Consider the following 15,756-nt stretch of genomic DNA (forward strand, 5'->3'; position numbering starts at 1 on the left):
CGCGACGAGGCGCCCGTCACGCGTCTGCGCCCGCCGGCGTTCGGCGCCGACCGCGCCGAACGCGACGTCTTCCCCGAGCTGACCGGCGAGGTCTCCGCCATCCCCGGCTCGCCGGCCGCGGGCGCTCCCGTGTCGGCGAGCTCCTCGGTCTCGGCGCAGGAGCGCGAGCAGCAGGAATCGGCCCCCGCGCCGTGGGGCGAGGACCTCGAGCGCACCGTCGTCGTGCGTCGCGGGCACCCGCGGTGGGAGCTCGTGCTCCCCGACGGCTCGACCGCCGACCTGTCGGGCGACGTCGTCATCCTGGGGCGCAACCCCGTCGCCGATCCCGCGCATCCCCGCGCCCAGCTCCTTGCGATCGCCGACCCGACGCGGACCGTGTCGAAGACCCATGCCCGCCTCGAGCGGCGCGGCGAGGTGTGGCGCATCGTCGACCTGGGCTCGACCAACGGCATCCTGCTGCCCAGTCCCCTCGGCACGGACGTCGAGGTCGAGCCGGGCGGGGCGGCGGAGGTGGCCGAGCGCTTCCTCCTCGGCGATGCGGCGCTCCGACTGCAGCGGACGGATGCCGGTTCCTGACCGGCGGCGATCCGCACCTGAGCACTCGCGGTGAAGTCCGCCCTCGTTTGACCCGACTTCGTCATCCCGCGTATCATTGATCGGGTGTGCGCACACGCGCGCCATGCGACGTGCCCCGGCACGGGACAGGCGAGGCGAGCGCACCAGGGACAGGGCCTGCGAACAGGCCACCCCCACGGCATATCCATCACTCCCGTTCGTCGCGGTCGCGGCGTGCAGATGGATCTGTGGTGAAACCACGAACGCTGTCACCGTGCAGCACCTGTGCCCGGCGCGAGCCGCGCGCAGATCGACAAGGAGAGAACGTGCCAACCATTCAGCAGTTGGTTCGCAAGGGTCGCTCGCCCAAGGTCTCGAAGACCAAGGCGCCCGCCCTGAAGGCGAACCCGCAGCAGGCGGGTGTCTGCACCCGCGTGTACACGACCACGCCCAAGAAGCCGAACTCGGCGATGCGCAAGGTCGCCCGTGTGAAGCTCCGCAACGGGACCGAGGTCACCGCCTACATCCCCGGTGAGGGCCACAACCTGCAGGAGCACTCGCTCGTGCTCGTCCGCGGTGGTCGTGTGAAGGACCTCCCCGGTGTGCGTTACAAGATCGTCCGCGGCGCCCTGGACACCCAGGCTGTCAAGAACCGTAAGCAGGCTCGCAGCCGCTACGGCGCCAAGAAGGGTTGAGCTAGATGCCTCGTAAGGGACCCGCACCCCGCCGCGTCGTCGTCAACGACCCGGTCTACGGTGCTCCGATCGTCACCCAGCTGGTGAACAAGATCCTCGTCGACGGCAAGAAGTCCATCGCCGAGGCCATCGTCTACAACGCCCTCAAGGGTGTCGAGGCGAAGAACGGCCAGGACGCCGTCGCGACGCTCAAGAAGGCGCTCGACAACGTCCGCCCCACCCTCGAGGTCAAGAGCCGCCGCGTCGGTGGCTCGACCTACCAGGTTCCCGTCGAGGTCAAGCCGCACCGCGCGAACACGCTCGCGCTGCGCTGGCTCGTTTCGTACGCGAAGGGTCGCCGTGAGAAGACCATGACCGAGCGCCTCCAGAACGAGATCCTGGATGCCTCGAACGGCCTCGGTGCCGCGGTGAAGCGCCGCGAGGACACCCACAAGATGGCCGAGTCGAACCGCGCCTTCGCGCACTACCGCTGGTAATCAGCACCTCGGCGGCCGGCCGGGTCACCCCCGGCCGGCCGCCCCGCGACATCCGTCACTACACGTAAGGACACCCCGTGGCACAAGAAGTGCTCACCGACCTCAACAAGGTCCGCAACATCGGCATCATGGCGCACATCGATGCCGGCAAGACGACGACGACCGAGCGCATCCTCTTCTACACGGGTGTCAACCACAAGCTGGGCGAAACCCACGACGGCGCCTCGACCACCGACTGGATGGAGCAGGAGAAGGAGCGCGGCATCACGATCACGTCGGCCGCCGTCACCTGCTTCTGGAACAAGAACCAGATCAACATCATCGACACCCCGGGTCACGTCGACTTCACGGTCGAGGTGGAGCGCTCGCTCCGCGTCCTCGACGGTGCCGTCGCCGTCTTCGACGGCAAGGAGGGCGTCGAGCCCCAGTCCGAGACCGTGTGGCGTCAGGCCGACAAGTACGACGTCCCCCGTATCTGCTTCGTCAACAAGATGGACAAGCTGGGCGCGGACTTCTACTTCACCGTCGACACGATCGTGAAGCGCCTCGGCGCCAAGCCGCTCGTGCTGCAGCTGCCCATCGGTGCCGAGAACGACTTCGTCGGCGTCATCGACCTCGTCGAGATGCGCGCACTGGTGTGGCCCGGCGACGCCAAGGGTGACGTGACCATGGGCGCCAAGTACGAGGTGCAGGAGATCCCCGCCGACCTCAAGGACCGCGCCGAGGAGTACCGCCAGCAGCTGCTGGAGACCGTCGCCGAGAGCGACGAGGAGCTCCTCGAGAAGTTCTTCGGCGGTGAGGAGCTCACGATCGCCGAGATCAAGGGCGCCATCCGCAAGATGACGGTCGCGGGCGAGCTCTACCCCGTGCTCTGCGGCTCCGCGTTCAAGAACCGCGGTGTCCAGCCGATGCTCGACGCGGTCGTCGACTACCTGCCGTCGCCCCTCGACGTGCCCGCCATCGAGGCGCACGACCCGAAGGACGAGGAGAAGGTCATCGAGCGTCACCCCGACGCCAACGACCCGTTCGCCGCGCTGGCCTTCAAGGTCGCCGTGCACCCGTTCTTCGGTCGCCTGACCTACATCCGCGTCTACTCGGGTCAGCTCGACTCGGGCGCGCAGGTCATCAACTCGACCAAGGGCAAGAAGGAGCGCATCGGGAAGATCTTCCAGATGCACGCCAACAAGGAGAACCCGGTCGACGCGGTTACCGCGGGCAACATCTATGCGGTCATCGGCCTGAAGGACACCACCACCGGTGACACCCTCGCCGACCCGAACGAGCCCGTCGTCCTCGAGTCGATGACGTTCCCCGAGCCCGTCATCGAGGTCGCGATCGAGCCGAAGACCAAGGCCGACCAGGAGAAGCTGGGTGTCGCCATCCAGAAGCTCGCCGAAGAGGACCCGACCTTCCGCACCGAGCTCAACCCCGAGACCGGTCAGACGGTCATCAAGGGCATGGGCGAGCTGCACCTCGACATCCTCGTCGACCGCATGAAGCGCGAGTTCCGCGTCGAGGCGAACGTCGGCAAGCCGCAGGTCGCGTACCGCGAGACGATCAAGAAGACCGTCGAGCGTTACGACTACACGCACAAGAAGCAGACCGGTGGGTCGGGCCAGTTCGCGAAGATCCAGTTCGCGCTCGAGCCCCTCGAGGTCACGGCCGACAAGACGTACGAGTTCGAGAACAAGGTCACCGGTGGCCGCATCCCGCGCGAGTACATCGAGCCGACCAACCAGGGCTTCCAGGACGCCATGCAGGTCGGTGTGCTCGCCGGCTTCCCCATGGTGGGCGTGAAGGCGATCCTCATGGACGGCGCGTCGCACGACGTCGACTCGTCCGAGATGGCGTTCAAGATCGCGGGTTCGATGGGCTTCAAGGAGGCTGTCCGCAAGGCCAGCCCCGTGCTGCTCGAGCCGCTGATGGCCGTCGAGGTCCGTACTCCCGAGGAGTACATGGGCGACGTCATCGGTGATCTGAACTCGCGTCGTGGCCAGATCCAGTCGATGGAGGACGGAGCGGGCATCAAGATCGTCCGCGCCCTCGTCCCTCTGTCGGAGATGTTCGGCTACATCGGTGACCTGCGCTCGAAGACCTCGGGCCGCGCGGTCTACGCGATGGAGTTCGACAGCTACTCCGAGGTCCCGCGCGCGGTGGCCGACGAGATCGTCCAGAAGACCAAGGGCGAGTAACACTCGTTCTTCGGATGCCGGGGGCCCGGCCCCCGGCATCCGCCCAAACTGAATATCGTCACGTCAACTACACTGACAACATCCCCGTAGAAACCCGGTCGCAATCCAGCGCCCGGATGACTACACGACAGTCCTGAGGAGGACCCAGTGGCCAAGGCCAAGTTCGAGCGGACCAAGCCGCACGTCAACATCGGAACGATCGGTCACGTCGACCACGGCAAGACCACGCTCACCGCTGCCATCTCGAAGGTGCTCGCCGACAAGTTCCCGTCGGCCACCAACGTGCAGCGTGACTTCGCGTCGATCGACTCCGCTCCCGAAGAGCGCCAGCGTGGTATCACGATCAACATCTCGCACGTCGAGTACGAGACCCCGAAGCGTCACTACGCACACGTCGACGCCCCGGGTCACGCTGACTACATCAAGAACATGATCACCGGTGCCGCTCAGATGGACGGCGCGATCCTCGTGGTCGCCGCCACCGACGGCCCGATGGCTCAGACGCGTGAGCACGTCCTGCTCGCCAAGCAGGTCGGCGTTCCCTACCTGATGGTCGCGCTGAACAAGTCGGACATGGTCGACGACGAGGAGATCCTGGAGCTCGTCGAGCTCGAGGTCCGCGAGCTGCTGTCCAGCCAGGGCTTCCCCGGCGACGACGCTCCGGTCGTCCGCGTCTCGGGCCTCAAGGCTCTCGAGGGCGACGAGCAGTGGGTCCAGTCGATCCTCGACCTGATGGACGCCGCTGACGAGTCGATCCCCGACCCGGTCCGCGACAAGGACAAGCCCTTCCTCATGCCGATCGAGGACGTCTTCACGATCACCGGTCGTGGCACGGTCGTCACCGGTCGCGCCGAGCGTGGCACCCTCGCCATCAACTCCGAGGTCGAGATCGTCGGCATCCGCCCGACGCAGAAGACCACGGTCACGGGTATCGAGATGTTCCACAAGCAGCTCGACGAGGCCTGGGCCGGCGAGAACTGTGGTCTGCTCCTCCGTGGTCTCAAGCGCGACGACGTCGAGCGTGGCCAGGTCGTCGTGAAGCCGGGTTCGGTTACGCCGCACACCAACTTCGAGGGTACTGCCTACATCCTCTCGAAGGAGGAGGGTGGCCGTCACAACCCCTTCTACACGAACTACCGCCCGCAGTTCTACTTCCGTACCACGGACGTCACCGGCGTCATCACGCTGCCCGAGGGCACCGAGATGGTCATGCCCGGTGACACCACGGACATGACGGTGGAGCTCATCCAGCCCATCGCCATGGAGGACGGCCTCGGCTTCGCGATCCGTGAGGGTGGCCGCACCGTCGGTGCCGGTACCGTCACCAAGATCCTCAAGTAAGTCCTTCGGACTCACCGACAGGGGTCGGGCCTTCGGGCCCGGCCCCTTCGTCGTTCCTGCAAGGGGGTGCGATCGGGTGGGGGCGGTCTTAGACTGACCGCGCCGCGGCATCCGCGGTCCGAGACGGAAGGGATCCCATGGGTATCGACGATGTGGTCAATAAGGGCAAGCAGTTCCTCGAGCAGCACAAGGAGGAGATCGACCGGAACCTGAAGTCGGACAAGGCCGAGGACGTCAGCGACAAGGTCCTCGACGCCGCGGCCGATTTCGTGAAGAAGGTCGCTCCCGACTCGGTCGACGCGAAGGTCGACGAGGTCCGCGGCAACGTCGATCGGCGTATCGGGAACGAGTGATCCCTGCGAGGGGTCGGATGCTGCGGCATCCGGCCCCTCTGCTGTGCCCGGCCGGAGGTGGCGCGTCTGACAGAATGAACGTCGGACGGTGAGGATCGGATGACGCAGGTGAAGCGGGTCGCATCGTGAGCGGCATCCTCGTCCACGAGTGGCTGTCGCCGCGGGGCGGGTCCGAGAACGTCTTCGCCGTCCTGGGCGAGGTGTTCCCCGACGCGGAGCGCTGGTGCCTGTGGGACGAGAGCGGCGGGCGTTTCGAGGGCGTCGGGGAGACGTTGCTGGCTCGCACGCCGTTGCGCGGGCGCAAGGCGGCCGCTCTTCCACTCATGCCGTTCGCGTGGCGGATGCTGCCGCAGCGGGATGCGGACTGGGTGCTCTGCAGCAGCCACCTCTTCTCCCACCACGCGCGTTTCGGCGGGCGCGCCGCCGAGGCGCCGAAGCTCGTGTACGCGCACACGCCGGCGCGGTACATCTGGGTGCCCGAGCTCGACGGGCGCGGGCAGGGGCCGCTCGCGCGCGCGGCGTCGGCGATGCTCAAGCCGCTCGACCGTCGGCGGGCGGCCGAGCCCGTCGCGATCGCCGCGAACAGCGCGTTCATCGCGGAGCGCGTCGCCTGGGCGTGGGACCGCGAGGCGACCGTGATCCACCCGCCGATCGACGTGGCGAGGTTCGCGCAGGCGCGTGCCACGGATGATACCGAGGGCGTGCTGGCGACGCTGCCGGCGGACTACCTGCTCGGTGTGTCCCGGTTCGTGCCGTACAAGCGGCTCGAGCTGGTCATCGACGCCGGGGTGGCGTCGGGGCTGCCGGTGGTCCTCGCGGGCGGCGGAGCCGACGAGGCCCGACTGCGTGCGTACGCGGAGGACCGCGGGCACCCGGTGACGATCGTCCGGGATCCATCGTCGACCCTGCTGGCGGCGCTGTACCGCGCCGCCGTCGCGCTCGTGTTCCCGGCCGTCGAGGACTTCGGCATCATGCCCGTCGAGGCGATGGCGACCGGGACCCCCGTCGTCGGCAACGCGGTCGGGGGAGTGGCGGAGAGCGTCGTCGACGGCGTCACCGGGGCGCTGGTGCACGAGTGGTCGGCGACGGAGCTCGCCGCAGCCGTCGAGCGGGCCGCGGCGGCCGACCGCGACGCCTGCGTCCACCGGGCATACGAGTTCGATCGGCCGGTGTTCGAGGCCGAGATCGCCGCGTGGGTCGCACGGGAGGTCGGATGACCGCGCTCTTCGTCGACGACCGCTACCGGGGCGCCCACGGGATCGGCCGGTACGCGCGCGAGGTACTCGGGCGTCTCGACGTGCCGTGGCGGGACCTGGGCCTCGACGGGACGCCCTACGCGCCGCTCGACGCCTTCCGGCGCGTCCCCGGACCCGCCCCGGCGGACGTCGTCTATTCGCCCGGGTACGGCGCGCTCCTGCGCGCCCCGCGTCAGGTGCTCACCGTGCACGACCTCATCCAGTTGCAGACGGCCTGGCCGGGTCGGGCGAAGTTCCTCGCCTATTACAACGGTCCGGTGCGTCGGGTGGTCCGCCGGGCGGGAGTGGTCCTCACGGTCTCCGAGACGTCGGCCGAGGCGATCCGGACCTGGCTTCGGGACGACAGCGTGCGCGTCGTGAACGCCGGCAACGGGTGCTCGGCGGCGTTCACGCCTGAGGGGTCGCGGGAGGCGGCATCCGATCCGTACGTCCTGTTCGTCGGGAACACGCGGGCGCACAAGAACCTCGATGTCGTGCTGCGTGCGGCGGCGGTGGCCCCCGGCATCCGGGTCCGGTCGGTCGTTCCCGCGGACGAGGCCGCCGAGGTGCGTCGACTCGCCGCGGCGGAGGGGGTGGCGGAGCGTGTGGAGGTGACGACGGGGGTCGACGACGCGCGCCTGGCCGAGCTGTACCGCGGCGCGGCGGCGACCGTCATGCCGTCGCTGCTCGAGGGGTTCGGGCTGCCCGCGCTCGAGTCGGTGGCCAGCGGGACGCCGGTGATCCACTGGAGCGGATGCCGTGCCGTCGCCGAGATCGTGGCGGGGCGGGGGTGGGCTGTGTCCGATGCGCACGACGCGCACGAGTGGGCGGCGGCGATGACCGAGGCGGCCCACTCTGCGCGAACCGTGGCGGCACCGTCTGACGCGTACGACTGGGATCGGACGGCACGGGTCGTGGCCGAGACCCTGACCCACGCGCTCGGCTGAGGGCGATCAGTCCGCGACGAGGCCGCTGAGGAACGTCGCGAGCTCGCCGGCCTTCGCCGCCCAGGTGTGGTTCTCCGCCGTGCGGCGACCCGCGAGGTTGGGGGAGGGATGCCGCAGCGCGGCCGCGAGCGCCGCGTCGGCCGTCTCGGGCGAGGCGTAGGTGTGGACGCCGGCGTCGATGTCGCTGCGGATGCCGGGGGTCTCGCGGGAGACCACGGCGAGACCGGCGGCGAGGTACTCGTGCAGCTTCATGGGGCTGCGGCCGGCGTTCGACGGGTCGTCGGAGAGAGGGAGGAGCCCGACGCGGGCGCCGCGGAGGAGCGCGGGGAGCTCGGCGTAGGGGACGGGGCCGGCGAGCTCGACATTCGAAGGCAGGGGCGCCGGTGGGGTGGGGCGGGGTCCGGCGATGACGAAGCGCACCTCGGGGTGGGCGCTCGCCCAGGCGTGCAGCTGCTGCCAGTCGAAGCGGGCGTCGAGCGCGCCGACGTACACGCAGGTCGCCGGGCGGGTGTCGGCATCCGTCGGCGGATCGGCGAACGCCGCGAGGTCCACGCCGTTCTCGATGACGAGCGAGGGGAGGGTGAGGTGGCCGAGACCGCGCAGGACGGCGCCGGAAGTTGCGACGACGGCGTCCGCGGACGCGAGGATGCGGTCCTGCAGGGTGTGCTTGAGTCCGTCGGGGTAGAGGTCGGTGGGGCGGTAGACGAGGGTGTCGCTGAGTCCGCGCACGCTGTCGTCCCAGAGCAGCGGCTGGTCGATGAGGACCGCGTCGAACCGTGGCTCGATCCCGGCGCGGGCCAGAGCCCGCGCGACGCGGAAGGTTCCCCATGGGCGGGGGAGGGCCGTGCGGGGGACGAGGTGCGTGACGCCGTCGTCGTCGCGGTGCGCGTGGCGGGGGACGGCCGTCGAGACGGCGCGGGGGATGCGTCCGGTGAGGCGGTGGGCGAGCGAGATCGGGGTGGAGAGGTGGACGACGTCGGCGCCGAGGTGGGCGAGTTCACGGGCGTAGTGGTGGCTGCCGACGCGGAAGTCACCGAAGACGTGCGTGTGCGAGAGGAAGAGGACGCGGGCGCCGGTCACGCCCGTGCCGTCCGGATCGCGGTGCGGATCTCGTCTTCGATGCGGGTGAGGTCGGCGGAGGCGGCCGCGATGCGCCTGGTGATCTCGTCGATGCGGTCGATCTGCCGCCGCATCCGCTCCTGCATCTCGGTCGCCGTCATCGTCGCGGCGTCCGCCGTGGTGTCGGCGAGCCCGATCGTGGCGAAGGCGGCCGTGATCTTGTGCGTCGGCGAGGGGACGAGCTCCAGCGGAGCCGCGCCCGACAGTGCGGCCAGGACGAGGACGTGCATGCGGTCGCTGATGACGAGGCGGGCCACGTCGTAGCGCTCGCGCAGACGGACCTCGTGCGTGATGGCGTCGGTGTCGCCCCACGGCTCGAACGTTCCGTCGAGGGCGTCAGCGAGGTCGCGGGAGCGTTCCTCGTCTTCGCGCACCTGGACGACGGTGCGGATGCGGAGACCCTCGGATGCCGCGAACCCGCGGACCGCCTCGATCCAGTCCCCGTTCGGCATCGGTCGCGTCCCGCGCAGGCTGACGACGAGGTCGCGGCGGTTCTCCCACGGGACACCGGGACGGATGCCGGCGCCGAACCCGATGTCGGGGACGACGCGGGTTCCGCCGGCGAGTGCAGCACTGGCGGCATCCCGCCACAGGGCGAACGGCGACAGGCGGGCCGCGAACGCATGGATGGCGGTGGCCGGTTGGGTGGGGGCACGGATGCCGCGGGGCGGCCGGACTACGACGCCGCCCTTGAGGCGGACGAGGACCGTCTCGGCGAGGAAGACGAGCTCACGCAGGACGTTGCCGCGGTCGAGCGGGATCTCGCCCGATTCGAAGACGAGGACCGGGCGGCGCGGCGCCGTCGCGATCAGCCACAGCCACCGTGCGACGCTCCGCTTGGAGCGGAGGACACGGGTGCCCGTGGGCAGGCCGAGCTGGCGCAGCCAGACGTCCGGTGCCTCACCGACGTAGACGACGAGCTCGTCGGATGTGCCCACGGCCCAGCGGACCGCCTCGCGCCGGATGAGCGCGTCGCCGATATTGCCGGCCGGGCCCGTCGCGGAGACGAGGGTGCGGGTGGGGCGAAGTGACGACGTGAGATCGTCACCGGCGCTGCGCATCTGACAACGATACTGATCGATCGGTCATGCTCACCGCGCGGGAGCTCTGCCCATCCCCGAGAGCGTGGCAAGAATCGCATCCGGCAAGGGAGCGCCGAGGCTGCCGTCTCGAGGGGGAAGATAGCCGACGCTCCGGGGTGCGCCGTTCCGCGCGCTCGTCACAGCGTTCAGCAGCGCCTCACAGAGAGCATGAGGCGAGCTCTCGACGGCGACAATTCGCGGGTGCATCGTGTGACGGGATCCATCGACCTCATTCGTGACAGCGACCGACCCTGTCATGGCGAGATCGAACGGCATGTGGCTCGGGTGTGGCGTCGCCTGGAGGGCCAGGCCGACGTCTACCCGTGAGAGCTCACTGAAGTATGACGATCGGTCGAGCACGCCGAGGTTGTGCATCACCGTCCCCTGCGCCAGCGAGACGTCTTCGCCCTCCTCGCCGGCCATCACGAATGAAACCGTGCGTCCTTCGCTACGAAGTCTCTCAGCTGTCATTGTCAGAGCGGCGATGCCGAGATCGAACATGTTTCGCGGCTTCGACGGTCGGCCGTAGAAGAGCAACCGCGGAACTGGCTCGCGAAACCGTCGCGCGGCGGCCTGCTGCAGGTTCCAGGTGTCGAATTGGGGGGCGAAGATCTGAGCCCGATCCACATGGTGGCCACGAGCCGTCAAGAATCGCGCCACCTGAGTACCGTTAACCAGCAATGCGAAGCCCGCCGAGTAGGTGGACTCTGCGAACGCTCGCTCGTGCGGGCCTGCGAAGTACTCGGCCTCGTAATCCTGCACGAGATAGATCACCTGATCGCATGAGAGCTTCCCCGCCTGTGCCGATACGTCGAGTGCGTGTGCGGTCATCCAGTGGGTAGCCACCCAAATGTCGTCTCGTCCGAAGCTGGTGTCGGTGACCTCGTATCCACAGACGACTTCCCAATTCACGCCGTCGAAGACGGAAGAGAGCTTCGCGACCCGCTCTCGCTCGTATTCCGCTCGCGCAGGCGGGTCGAGCCGCTCCTGCGTCAACAGGATCAGCCTGACGGCCACGTCGAGGAGGCCGGCGGTGACCGCCGCGACCTCGATGGCCGTCTTCACGCCCGCGAACATTGCTTCTGGATGAAACTCGAGAAGCACCAAGTTGAGTCGTGGCGGCGCGTCGACAGCGCGCACTTCCAGGAACGAACTCGCCAACGGGTTCGATGAGTGCTGCGGGCTATGAGGGTTGACCTCACGATCGTCTGCGAGCGACATCTGCGCCGATCCTCCTCGAACTCGCTACGCATCAGCACGGTGCGAAGGCTCCCGGCGACACAGTAGTAGGCTAACCCGGCTGGGGGGCGCAACCGGCTTGGTGTCGCTCGAGCAGGATCGCGTTGTGACGTGCGAGCAACGTGTCGCGAGAAGTTGGCGGGTTAGGTCACGTATGTCATTGCTGGTGGTCATGGCGCATTTCGACGCGCACTCGATTCTTCGCAAGCACACCCTGGACGCTCTTCGAAACTACTCACGGGCGGCGACCCGGGTGATTGTGGTGTCGACGTCAGGGATCCAGTCAACCGATTACGTCGACTTGCCCCGCAACGTCGAGTGGATCAATCGCACCAACTACGGTTACGACTTCTACAGCTACAAATGGGGATTGGACGTCGTCGGTGATTACGCCGCCTACGACCGGCTCCTTCTCGTCAACGACACCTTCGTCGGTCCTATCGTCCCTCTCGACTCGATACTCGACAGCCGCCAGGCTCAGACGTTGGACGTCTTGGGCATGACCTGGTCTGAGAACCACGGCGGGCACGCTCAAAGCTTCTTCGTCAGCTTCACGAACGCAGTGACCCGTTCGAACGCATTCCAAGGTTTCTGGCGCGAGATGGTGCCCGTTTCGCAACGCAAATCTGTCATCATGCAATACGAAGTCGGCCTCACTACCGTGCTGACCGATGCCGGCTTCAGCGCCGGAGGTTATCTCCAGCCGACAGCCGAGGAGCTGGATCTCGCGATGCGGAGACGGGCGTATCAGGCTGATGTGCGTCTCGTGCCCGGGGGTAAGGGCAAAGTCGTCAGCGACGTCCGGCTCGTGACCGACGAGGAACGCCGCTCCTTCAATCCGGCCATCGCTCTTGCCGATCGTTTTCTCATGAACGCACGGCTCCCTCTGCTCAAGTTCGACACCTTGCGCTTCGATCCATACGGCCTGGGCGCGACCCAGCTACTGAGTGAGGCGGAATCAAGGCTGGGCGAGCACATGGAAGGAGTTCGGTCCTTCCTTCGCGACACGCGATCGAATTATCCGTTCCGCGCACGTGAACACAACGCGCTCAGCGACACCTCATTTCTGAAGAACAGCGGACTCGGATACTGCTCGGACCCCGAATACCGCCGGCTGAATACCCCTGGAGAGCAGGAGTCATGAAGGATAAACGTCGCGCAGTCCTCGTTCTGATCGCTGGTCTCCTCGTCGCAATGGCGTCGCTTGTCGCGTTCGCTGCCCCGGCGTGGCTGACCTTCATCGCCGTCGTGCTCCAGATCGCCCTCGTGCTCGTCGTCGTCGATACACGGCGGGCACTGAGTCTGCGGATCCTCGCGGCTGCGAAGAACTTTGAGACTCGGCTCAATCGGAGGCTTGGGTCCCCGAGGGGCGTCCCGTCGCGGAAATCGGCTCGAGCGAAGGCACCTGATCGACCTGCGCCCGACACGCGCGAGGCCGATGTGAAGAAGATCCGCGCTTCGCTCGTCTTCGATCAGGAGTGGTACGAGAGCGAAGTTGCAGGACAGTTCCGTTCATTGGACGACGCCATCAAGCATTACCTCAACCGTGGACGGAAGGCGGGTTTCAGTCCTCACCCCCTCTTCCAGCCCGCCTGGATGATGCGCGGCACGTGGTCGAAGGTCGAGAAAGACCCGTTGCTGTCCTATCTCGAGAACGAGGATGGACTGTGGGCTAAATCGACCTCGCCGCTCTTCGATCCCGCGCATCTCCGGGATGATGTCGTTGACGCTGAGTATGGGCCACTCACCGGCTTCCTTCGTGACGCCGGATCGGACTCCCCTCTTCCGTACGGCTCCTCAGGCTCGCTGCGAAGCGGCATCACGCTGGACGACGTACGTTCCTTCCTGCGCAGCCACGTATCCGGTTGGAGAGAACGCGAGCACGTGCTGGCACCGACTCGGGGCAGTCGCGTTGCGCCACCTGAAACCGACGCTCTCGAGGAGGCGCGCGAAGCCCTCCGTGCGCGAGGCGAGGATTTGCCGCTCGTATCGATCATTCTGCCCACCTGGAATCGATCTGGGCAGCTTCGTGCCGCGATGCAATCGGTGTTCGACCAGACCTACCCGAGATGGGAATTGCTGATCGCTGACGACGGGTCGATTGACGACACACTTCAGGTCGTCAATGCCGTCGCCGCGACAGATTCACGCGTCATTCCCCTGGAGCTGCCGCACCGTGGAGTGAGTGCCGCTCGGAACGCTGCCCTCGCGCGCGCCAAGGGTGAGTACATCGCGTTCTTGGATTCGGACAAGCAGTGGGAGACGGACTTCCTCTTCTCCATGGTCGCCCACCTCGAGCTAAGCGGAGGTCAGGCGGCTTACAGTTGCGTCGAGGTTTCTCTGAACGGAGCGTCACTGTTCAGGACGACTCCGGCGACACCTGAATCTTTGTTGGTCGCCAACTCGATCGACCAGACCGCGATAGTCGCGCGGCGGGAACTGATCATGTCGGTCGGCGGGTTCGATGAGGATCTTCGCCGCGCTGTGGACTACGACCTCATCCTGTCCTTGGTCGGCGCAGCTGAGCTGGATCAGGTTCCCTACGTGGGCGTCAAGTACAGCGAAGACGATCAGGACCCCAACCGGATCAGCGAAGCAGAGTCGATCGCGTGGAACTTCTACGTCCGCGATCGTCGGCGATGGGCGGATGCTTCGCTCCCTGAATGCGAACCGGGTCTGGTGAGCATCGTGGTCGACGGTGTGAGGACGTTCGATGAGGCTCGAGCTACTCTCGACGACCTCAAACAGCACGTCGGGGCTGCGGATGCGGAGATACTTCTCCTCCCCACATCGCATGCGTGGCCGGTACTGCAATCGGTTCTGCTCGCAGAATTCTCGGTCATGAATGTGCGCGTCATGCCTGCCGTCGGCGTGAACGATCGGCCCGCGCTGCGCCTTAACCACGCTTTGCGCGCTGTGCGAGGAGAGTACGTCTACGTCACCAATGCTCAAACGGCACACATGGATGGGCAGATAGTCGAGCTGATCGATCGTCTCCACCAAACTGACGCGGCGGTCGTGCACCCCGTGGTCCTGGACAGGCGTCGTCTGATCCAGGACGCAGGTGTGGTGTACGCGCCCAACGGCAGAGATCCGATCGGGCTGCTGGCCGGACTGCCTGCCGACTGGGCCACGGGGGTCTCCGCGCACGTGAGTGTCCCCGGCGCCACTGTTCCGTTCCTCATGCGAACGACCACAATGCGCCACATCAACGGTTTCAATACCAAGTTGCGCCAGCTATGGGCCGACATCGACATGTCGCAGCGTGCGGCAGCGGCGGAGGCGAAGCCCGTGATCGTGGATCTCGGCAACGCCGTTCGAGCACGCGAGCCGTCGCTCTTCACCCCGAAACCCGAATCCAAACATGACGTGCTCATGTTCCACGACCTTTGGGACGAAGCTCCGTCGGGCTCCACTGAAGCGGCTGCGACGCTGGGGGTCATCCCGGCGTTTGAGGGGTTCTCATCGCTTTCCATTCCCCTGGAACCGTCGAGATGGTCCCGCGCACGGTGGCAGCTCCCGTCAGAGCAGCCCGCGCTGGTCGTCGGAGACAGGCCGCAATCTCCCCTGAGGTGGTCCATCAAGATGGCCGCACCGGCAGATGAACGGTCATTGGTTTGGGGAGATTTCCATTTCGCCAATTCGCTCGCACGTGCTTTACGTGAACTCGGCGAACGGGTTTCGGTCGATTACGGGCCCAACATTGACCGCGAAACAGCGAACTCCGACCAGGTCGTGGTCAACCTCCGCGGCCTGCGGACAGCGCCCCTCCCGGCGGGAGCGACGAGCGTCATCTGGGTGATCAGCCATCCGGACGAGGTGACGCCGCAGGAGCTCGCGTCTTACGACCTTCGTTACGCGGCCAGCACCTCGTGGGGCGGGCGGATGATGGATCAGTGGGGCATCCAAGTCGACACCCTGTTGCAGTGCACGGATCCTGACTTGTTCTTCATCCAGGACGACTCGGTACCTGCGGTCGCGGACAAGCTTCTGATGGTCGGAAACTCTCGGAAGCAGTATCGGCCGGCAGCGTGTGAAACCGCGAACGCCGGTCTTCCTGTGGTGATCTACGGAAACGGGTGGGAGGGATTCGTCGATGGGTCGAACATCGCCGGTACTTACGTACCGAACGATGAACTGCGACGCTTCTATCGAAGCGCCCAGTGGTCGCTGAACGATCACTGGGCGGACATGCGCGAACTTGGGTTCGTTTCGAATCGCGTCTTCGATGTTCTCGCTTCCGGGGGCCGTCTGCTGACGGATCGTGTGGACGGCTTGGATGATCTGTTTCCCGCGGCTGTGCTCCCTCGCGGGGTCGCTACATTCGGGTCTCCCGTGGAACTGCTCGCAATCGCCGAAACGGGTCCGTCGAAGTACTACAACGAAGCGACACTCAGAGCCGTATCGGATTACGTTCGAGAGCAGCACTCATTCTTGGCGCGTGCGCGCGTCCTCCAAGAGGATGTTCGACGTCACCGCACTGCCAACTACTAACGGCGGCGGTCTCGTCCTCGGTAGCGAA

The 15,756-nt window shown here is 66.8% G+C and carries 13 protein-coding genes; 10 read left to right on the forward strand and 3 right to left on the reverse strand.

Features of this window, described 5'->3' with window-relative positions:
* The 8 genes from NH287_RS06360 to NH287_RS06395 form a co-directional block, all read left to right on the forward strand.
* Positions 1 to 576: FHA domain-containing protein (locus NH287_RS06360; protein WP_253034922.1), on the forward strand; the 576-nt coding region annotated here is incomplete at its 5' end.
* Positions 577 to 881: 305 nt separating this feature from the next.
* A complete protein-coding gene (gene rpsL, locus NH287_RS06365; RefSeq protein WP_018171438.1) occupies positions 882 to 1,250 on the forward strand; it encodes a 30S ribosomal protein S12 in 369 nt (122 codons plus the stop codon).
* Positions 1,251 to 1,255: 5 nt separating this feature from the next.
* On the forward strand, positions 1,256 to 1,726 hold the full coding sequence (rpsG, locus tag NH287_RS06370) for a 30S ribosomal protein S7 (protein WP_018187368.1): 471 nt from the start codon (positions 1,256 to 1,258) through the stop codon (positions 1,724 to 1,726).
* A 77-nt stretch (positions 1,727 to 1,803) separates the two neighbouring features.
* Entirely contained in the window at positions 1,804 to 3,918 is a 2,115-nt protein-coding gene (gene fusA, locus NH287_RS06375; protein ID WP_308210394.1) for an elongation factor G, read from the forward strand.
* Between the two features lie 147 nt (positions 3,919 to 4,065).
* Complete coding sequence (gene tuf, locus NH287_RS06380) at positions 4,066 to 5,259, forward strand: elongation factor Tu (RefSeq protein WP_251581760.1); 1,194 nt, start codon at positions 4,066 to 4,068, stop codon at positions 5,257 to 5,259.
* 137 nt (positions 5,260 to 5,396) lie between these two features.
* A complete protein-coding gene (locus tag NH287_RS06385; RefSeq protein ID WP_253034923.1) occupies positions 5,397 to 5,612 on the forward strand; it encodes an Rv0909 family putative TA system antitoxin in 216 nt (71 codons plus the stop codon).
* Between the two features lie 125 nt (positions 5,613 to 5,737).
* Complete coding sequence (locus NH287_RS06390) at positions 5,738 to 6,829, forward strand: glycosyltransferase (protein ID WP_253034924.1); 1,092 nt, start codon at positions 5,738 to 5,740, stop codon at positions 6,827 to 6,829.
* A complete protein-coding gene (locus tag NH287_RS06395; RefSeq protein ID WP_253034925.1) occupies positions 6,826 to 7,794 on the forward strand; it encodes a glycosyltransferase in 969 nt (322 codons plus the stop codon). Before NH287_RS06390 ends, NH287_RS06395 begins: the two co-directional genes overlap by 4 nt.
* Positions 7,795 to 7,800: 6 nt before the next feature.
* Here the strand turns inward: NH287_RS06395 and NH287_RS15340 are convergent, their stop codons facing one another.
* The 3 genes from NH287_RS15340 to NH287_RS06410 are packed head-to-tail and all read right to left on the reverse strand — an operon-like array spanning position 7,801 to position 11,216.
* The gene (locus tag NH287_RS15340; RefSeq protein ID WP_253034926.1) at positions 7,801 to 8,874 is read right to left on the reverse strand and encodes a glycosyltransferase; all 1,074 of its coding nucleotides are present in this window, start codon (positions 8,872 to 8,874) and stop codon (positions 7,801 to 7,803) included.
* Complete coding sequence (locus NH287_RS06405; protein WP_253034927.1) at positions 8,871 to 9,974, reverse strand: hypothetical protein; 1,104 nt, start codon at positions 9,972 to 9,974, stop codon at positions 8,871 to 8,873. The genes NH287_RS15340 and NH287_RS06405 overlap by 4 nt, the downstream gene beginning before the upstream one ends.
* A gap of 30 nt (positions 9,975 to 10,004) precedes the next feature.
* Positions 10,005 to 11,216, reverse strand: coding sequence for a hypothetical protein (locus NH287_RS06410; RefSeq protein ID WP_253034928.1), 1,212 nt, complete (start codon positions 11,214 to 11,216; stop codon positions 10,005 to 10,007).
* A gap of 172 nt (positions 11,217 to 11,388) precedes the next feature.
* Between NH287_RS06410 and NH287_RS06415 the strand changes: the two genes are divergently transcribed.
* Both NH287_RS06415 and NH287_RS06420 read left to right on the forward strand, forming a co-directional pair.
* Positions 11,389 to 12,378: a rhamnan synthesis F family protein gene (locus tag NH287_RS06415; protein WP_253034929.1), complete on the forward strand. Its 990-nt coding sequence runs from the start codon at positions 11,389 to 11,391 to the stop codon at positions 12,376 to 12,378.
* Complete coding sequence (locus NH287_RS06420; protein WP_253034930.1) at positions 12,375 to 15,728, forward strand: glycosyltransferase; 3,354 nt, start codon at positions 12,375 to 12,377, stop codon at positions 15,726 to 15,728. The genes NH287_RS06415 and NH287_RS06420 overlap by 4 nt, the downstream gene beginning before the upstream one ends.
* The last annotated feature ends 28 nt before the right edge of the window (positions 15,729 to 15,756 follow it).

This window comes from Microbacterium sp. CnD16-F, assembly GCF_024124465.1.
GTDB classification, from domain to species: domain Bacteria; phylum Actinomycetota; class Actinomycetes; order Actinomycetales; family Microbacteriaceae; genus Microbacterium; species Microbacterium gawkjiense.

Coding starts and splice junctions, on each gene's coding strand:
- NH287_RS06385 (WP_253034923.1), top strand. CDS start 5,397: ATGGGTATCGACGATGTGGTCAATAAGGGCAAGCAGTTCCTCGAGCAG.
- rpsG (WP_018187368.1), top strand. CDS start 1,256: ATGCCTCGTAAGGGACCCGCACCCCGCCGCGTCGTCGTCAACGACCCG.
- NH287_RS06410 (WP_253034928.1), bottom strand. CDS start 11,216: ATGTCGCTCGCAGACGATCGTGAGGTCAACCCTCATAGCCCGCAGCAC.
- NH287_RS06415 (WP_253034929.1), top strand. CDS start 11,389: ATGTCATTGCTGGTGGTCATGGCGCATTTCGACGCGCACTCGATTCTT.
- NH287_RS06405 (WP_253034927.1), bottom strand. CDS start 9,974: ATGCGCAGCGCCGGTGACGATCTCACGTCGTCACTTCGCCCCACCCGC.
- NH287_RS06420 (WP_253034930.1), top strand. CDS start 12,375: ATGAAGGATAAACGTCGCGCAGTCCTCGTTCTGATCGCTGGTCTCCTC.
- NH287_RS06395 (WP_253034925.1), top strand. CDS start 6,826: ATGACCGCGCTCTTCGTCGACGACCGCTACCGGGGCGCCCACGGGATC.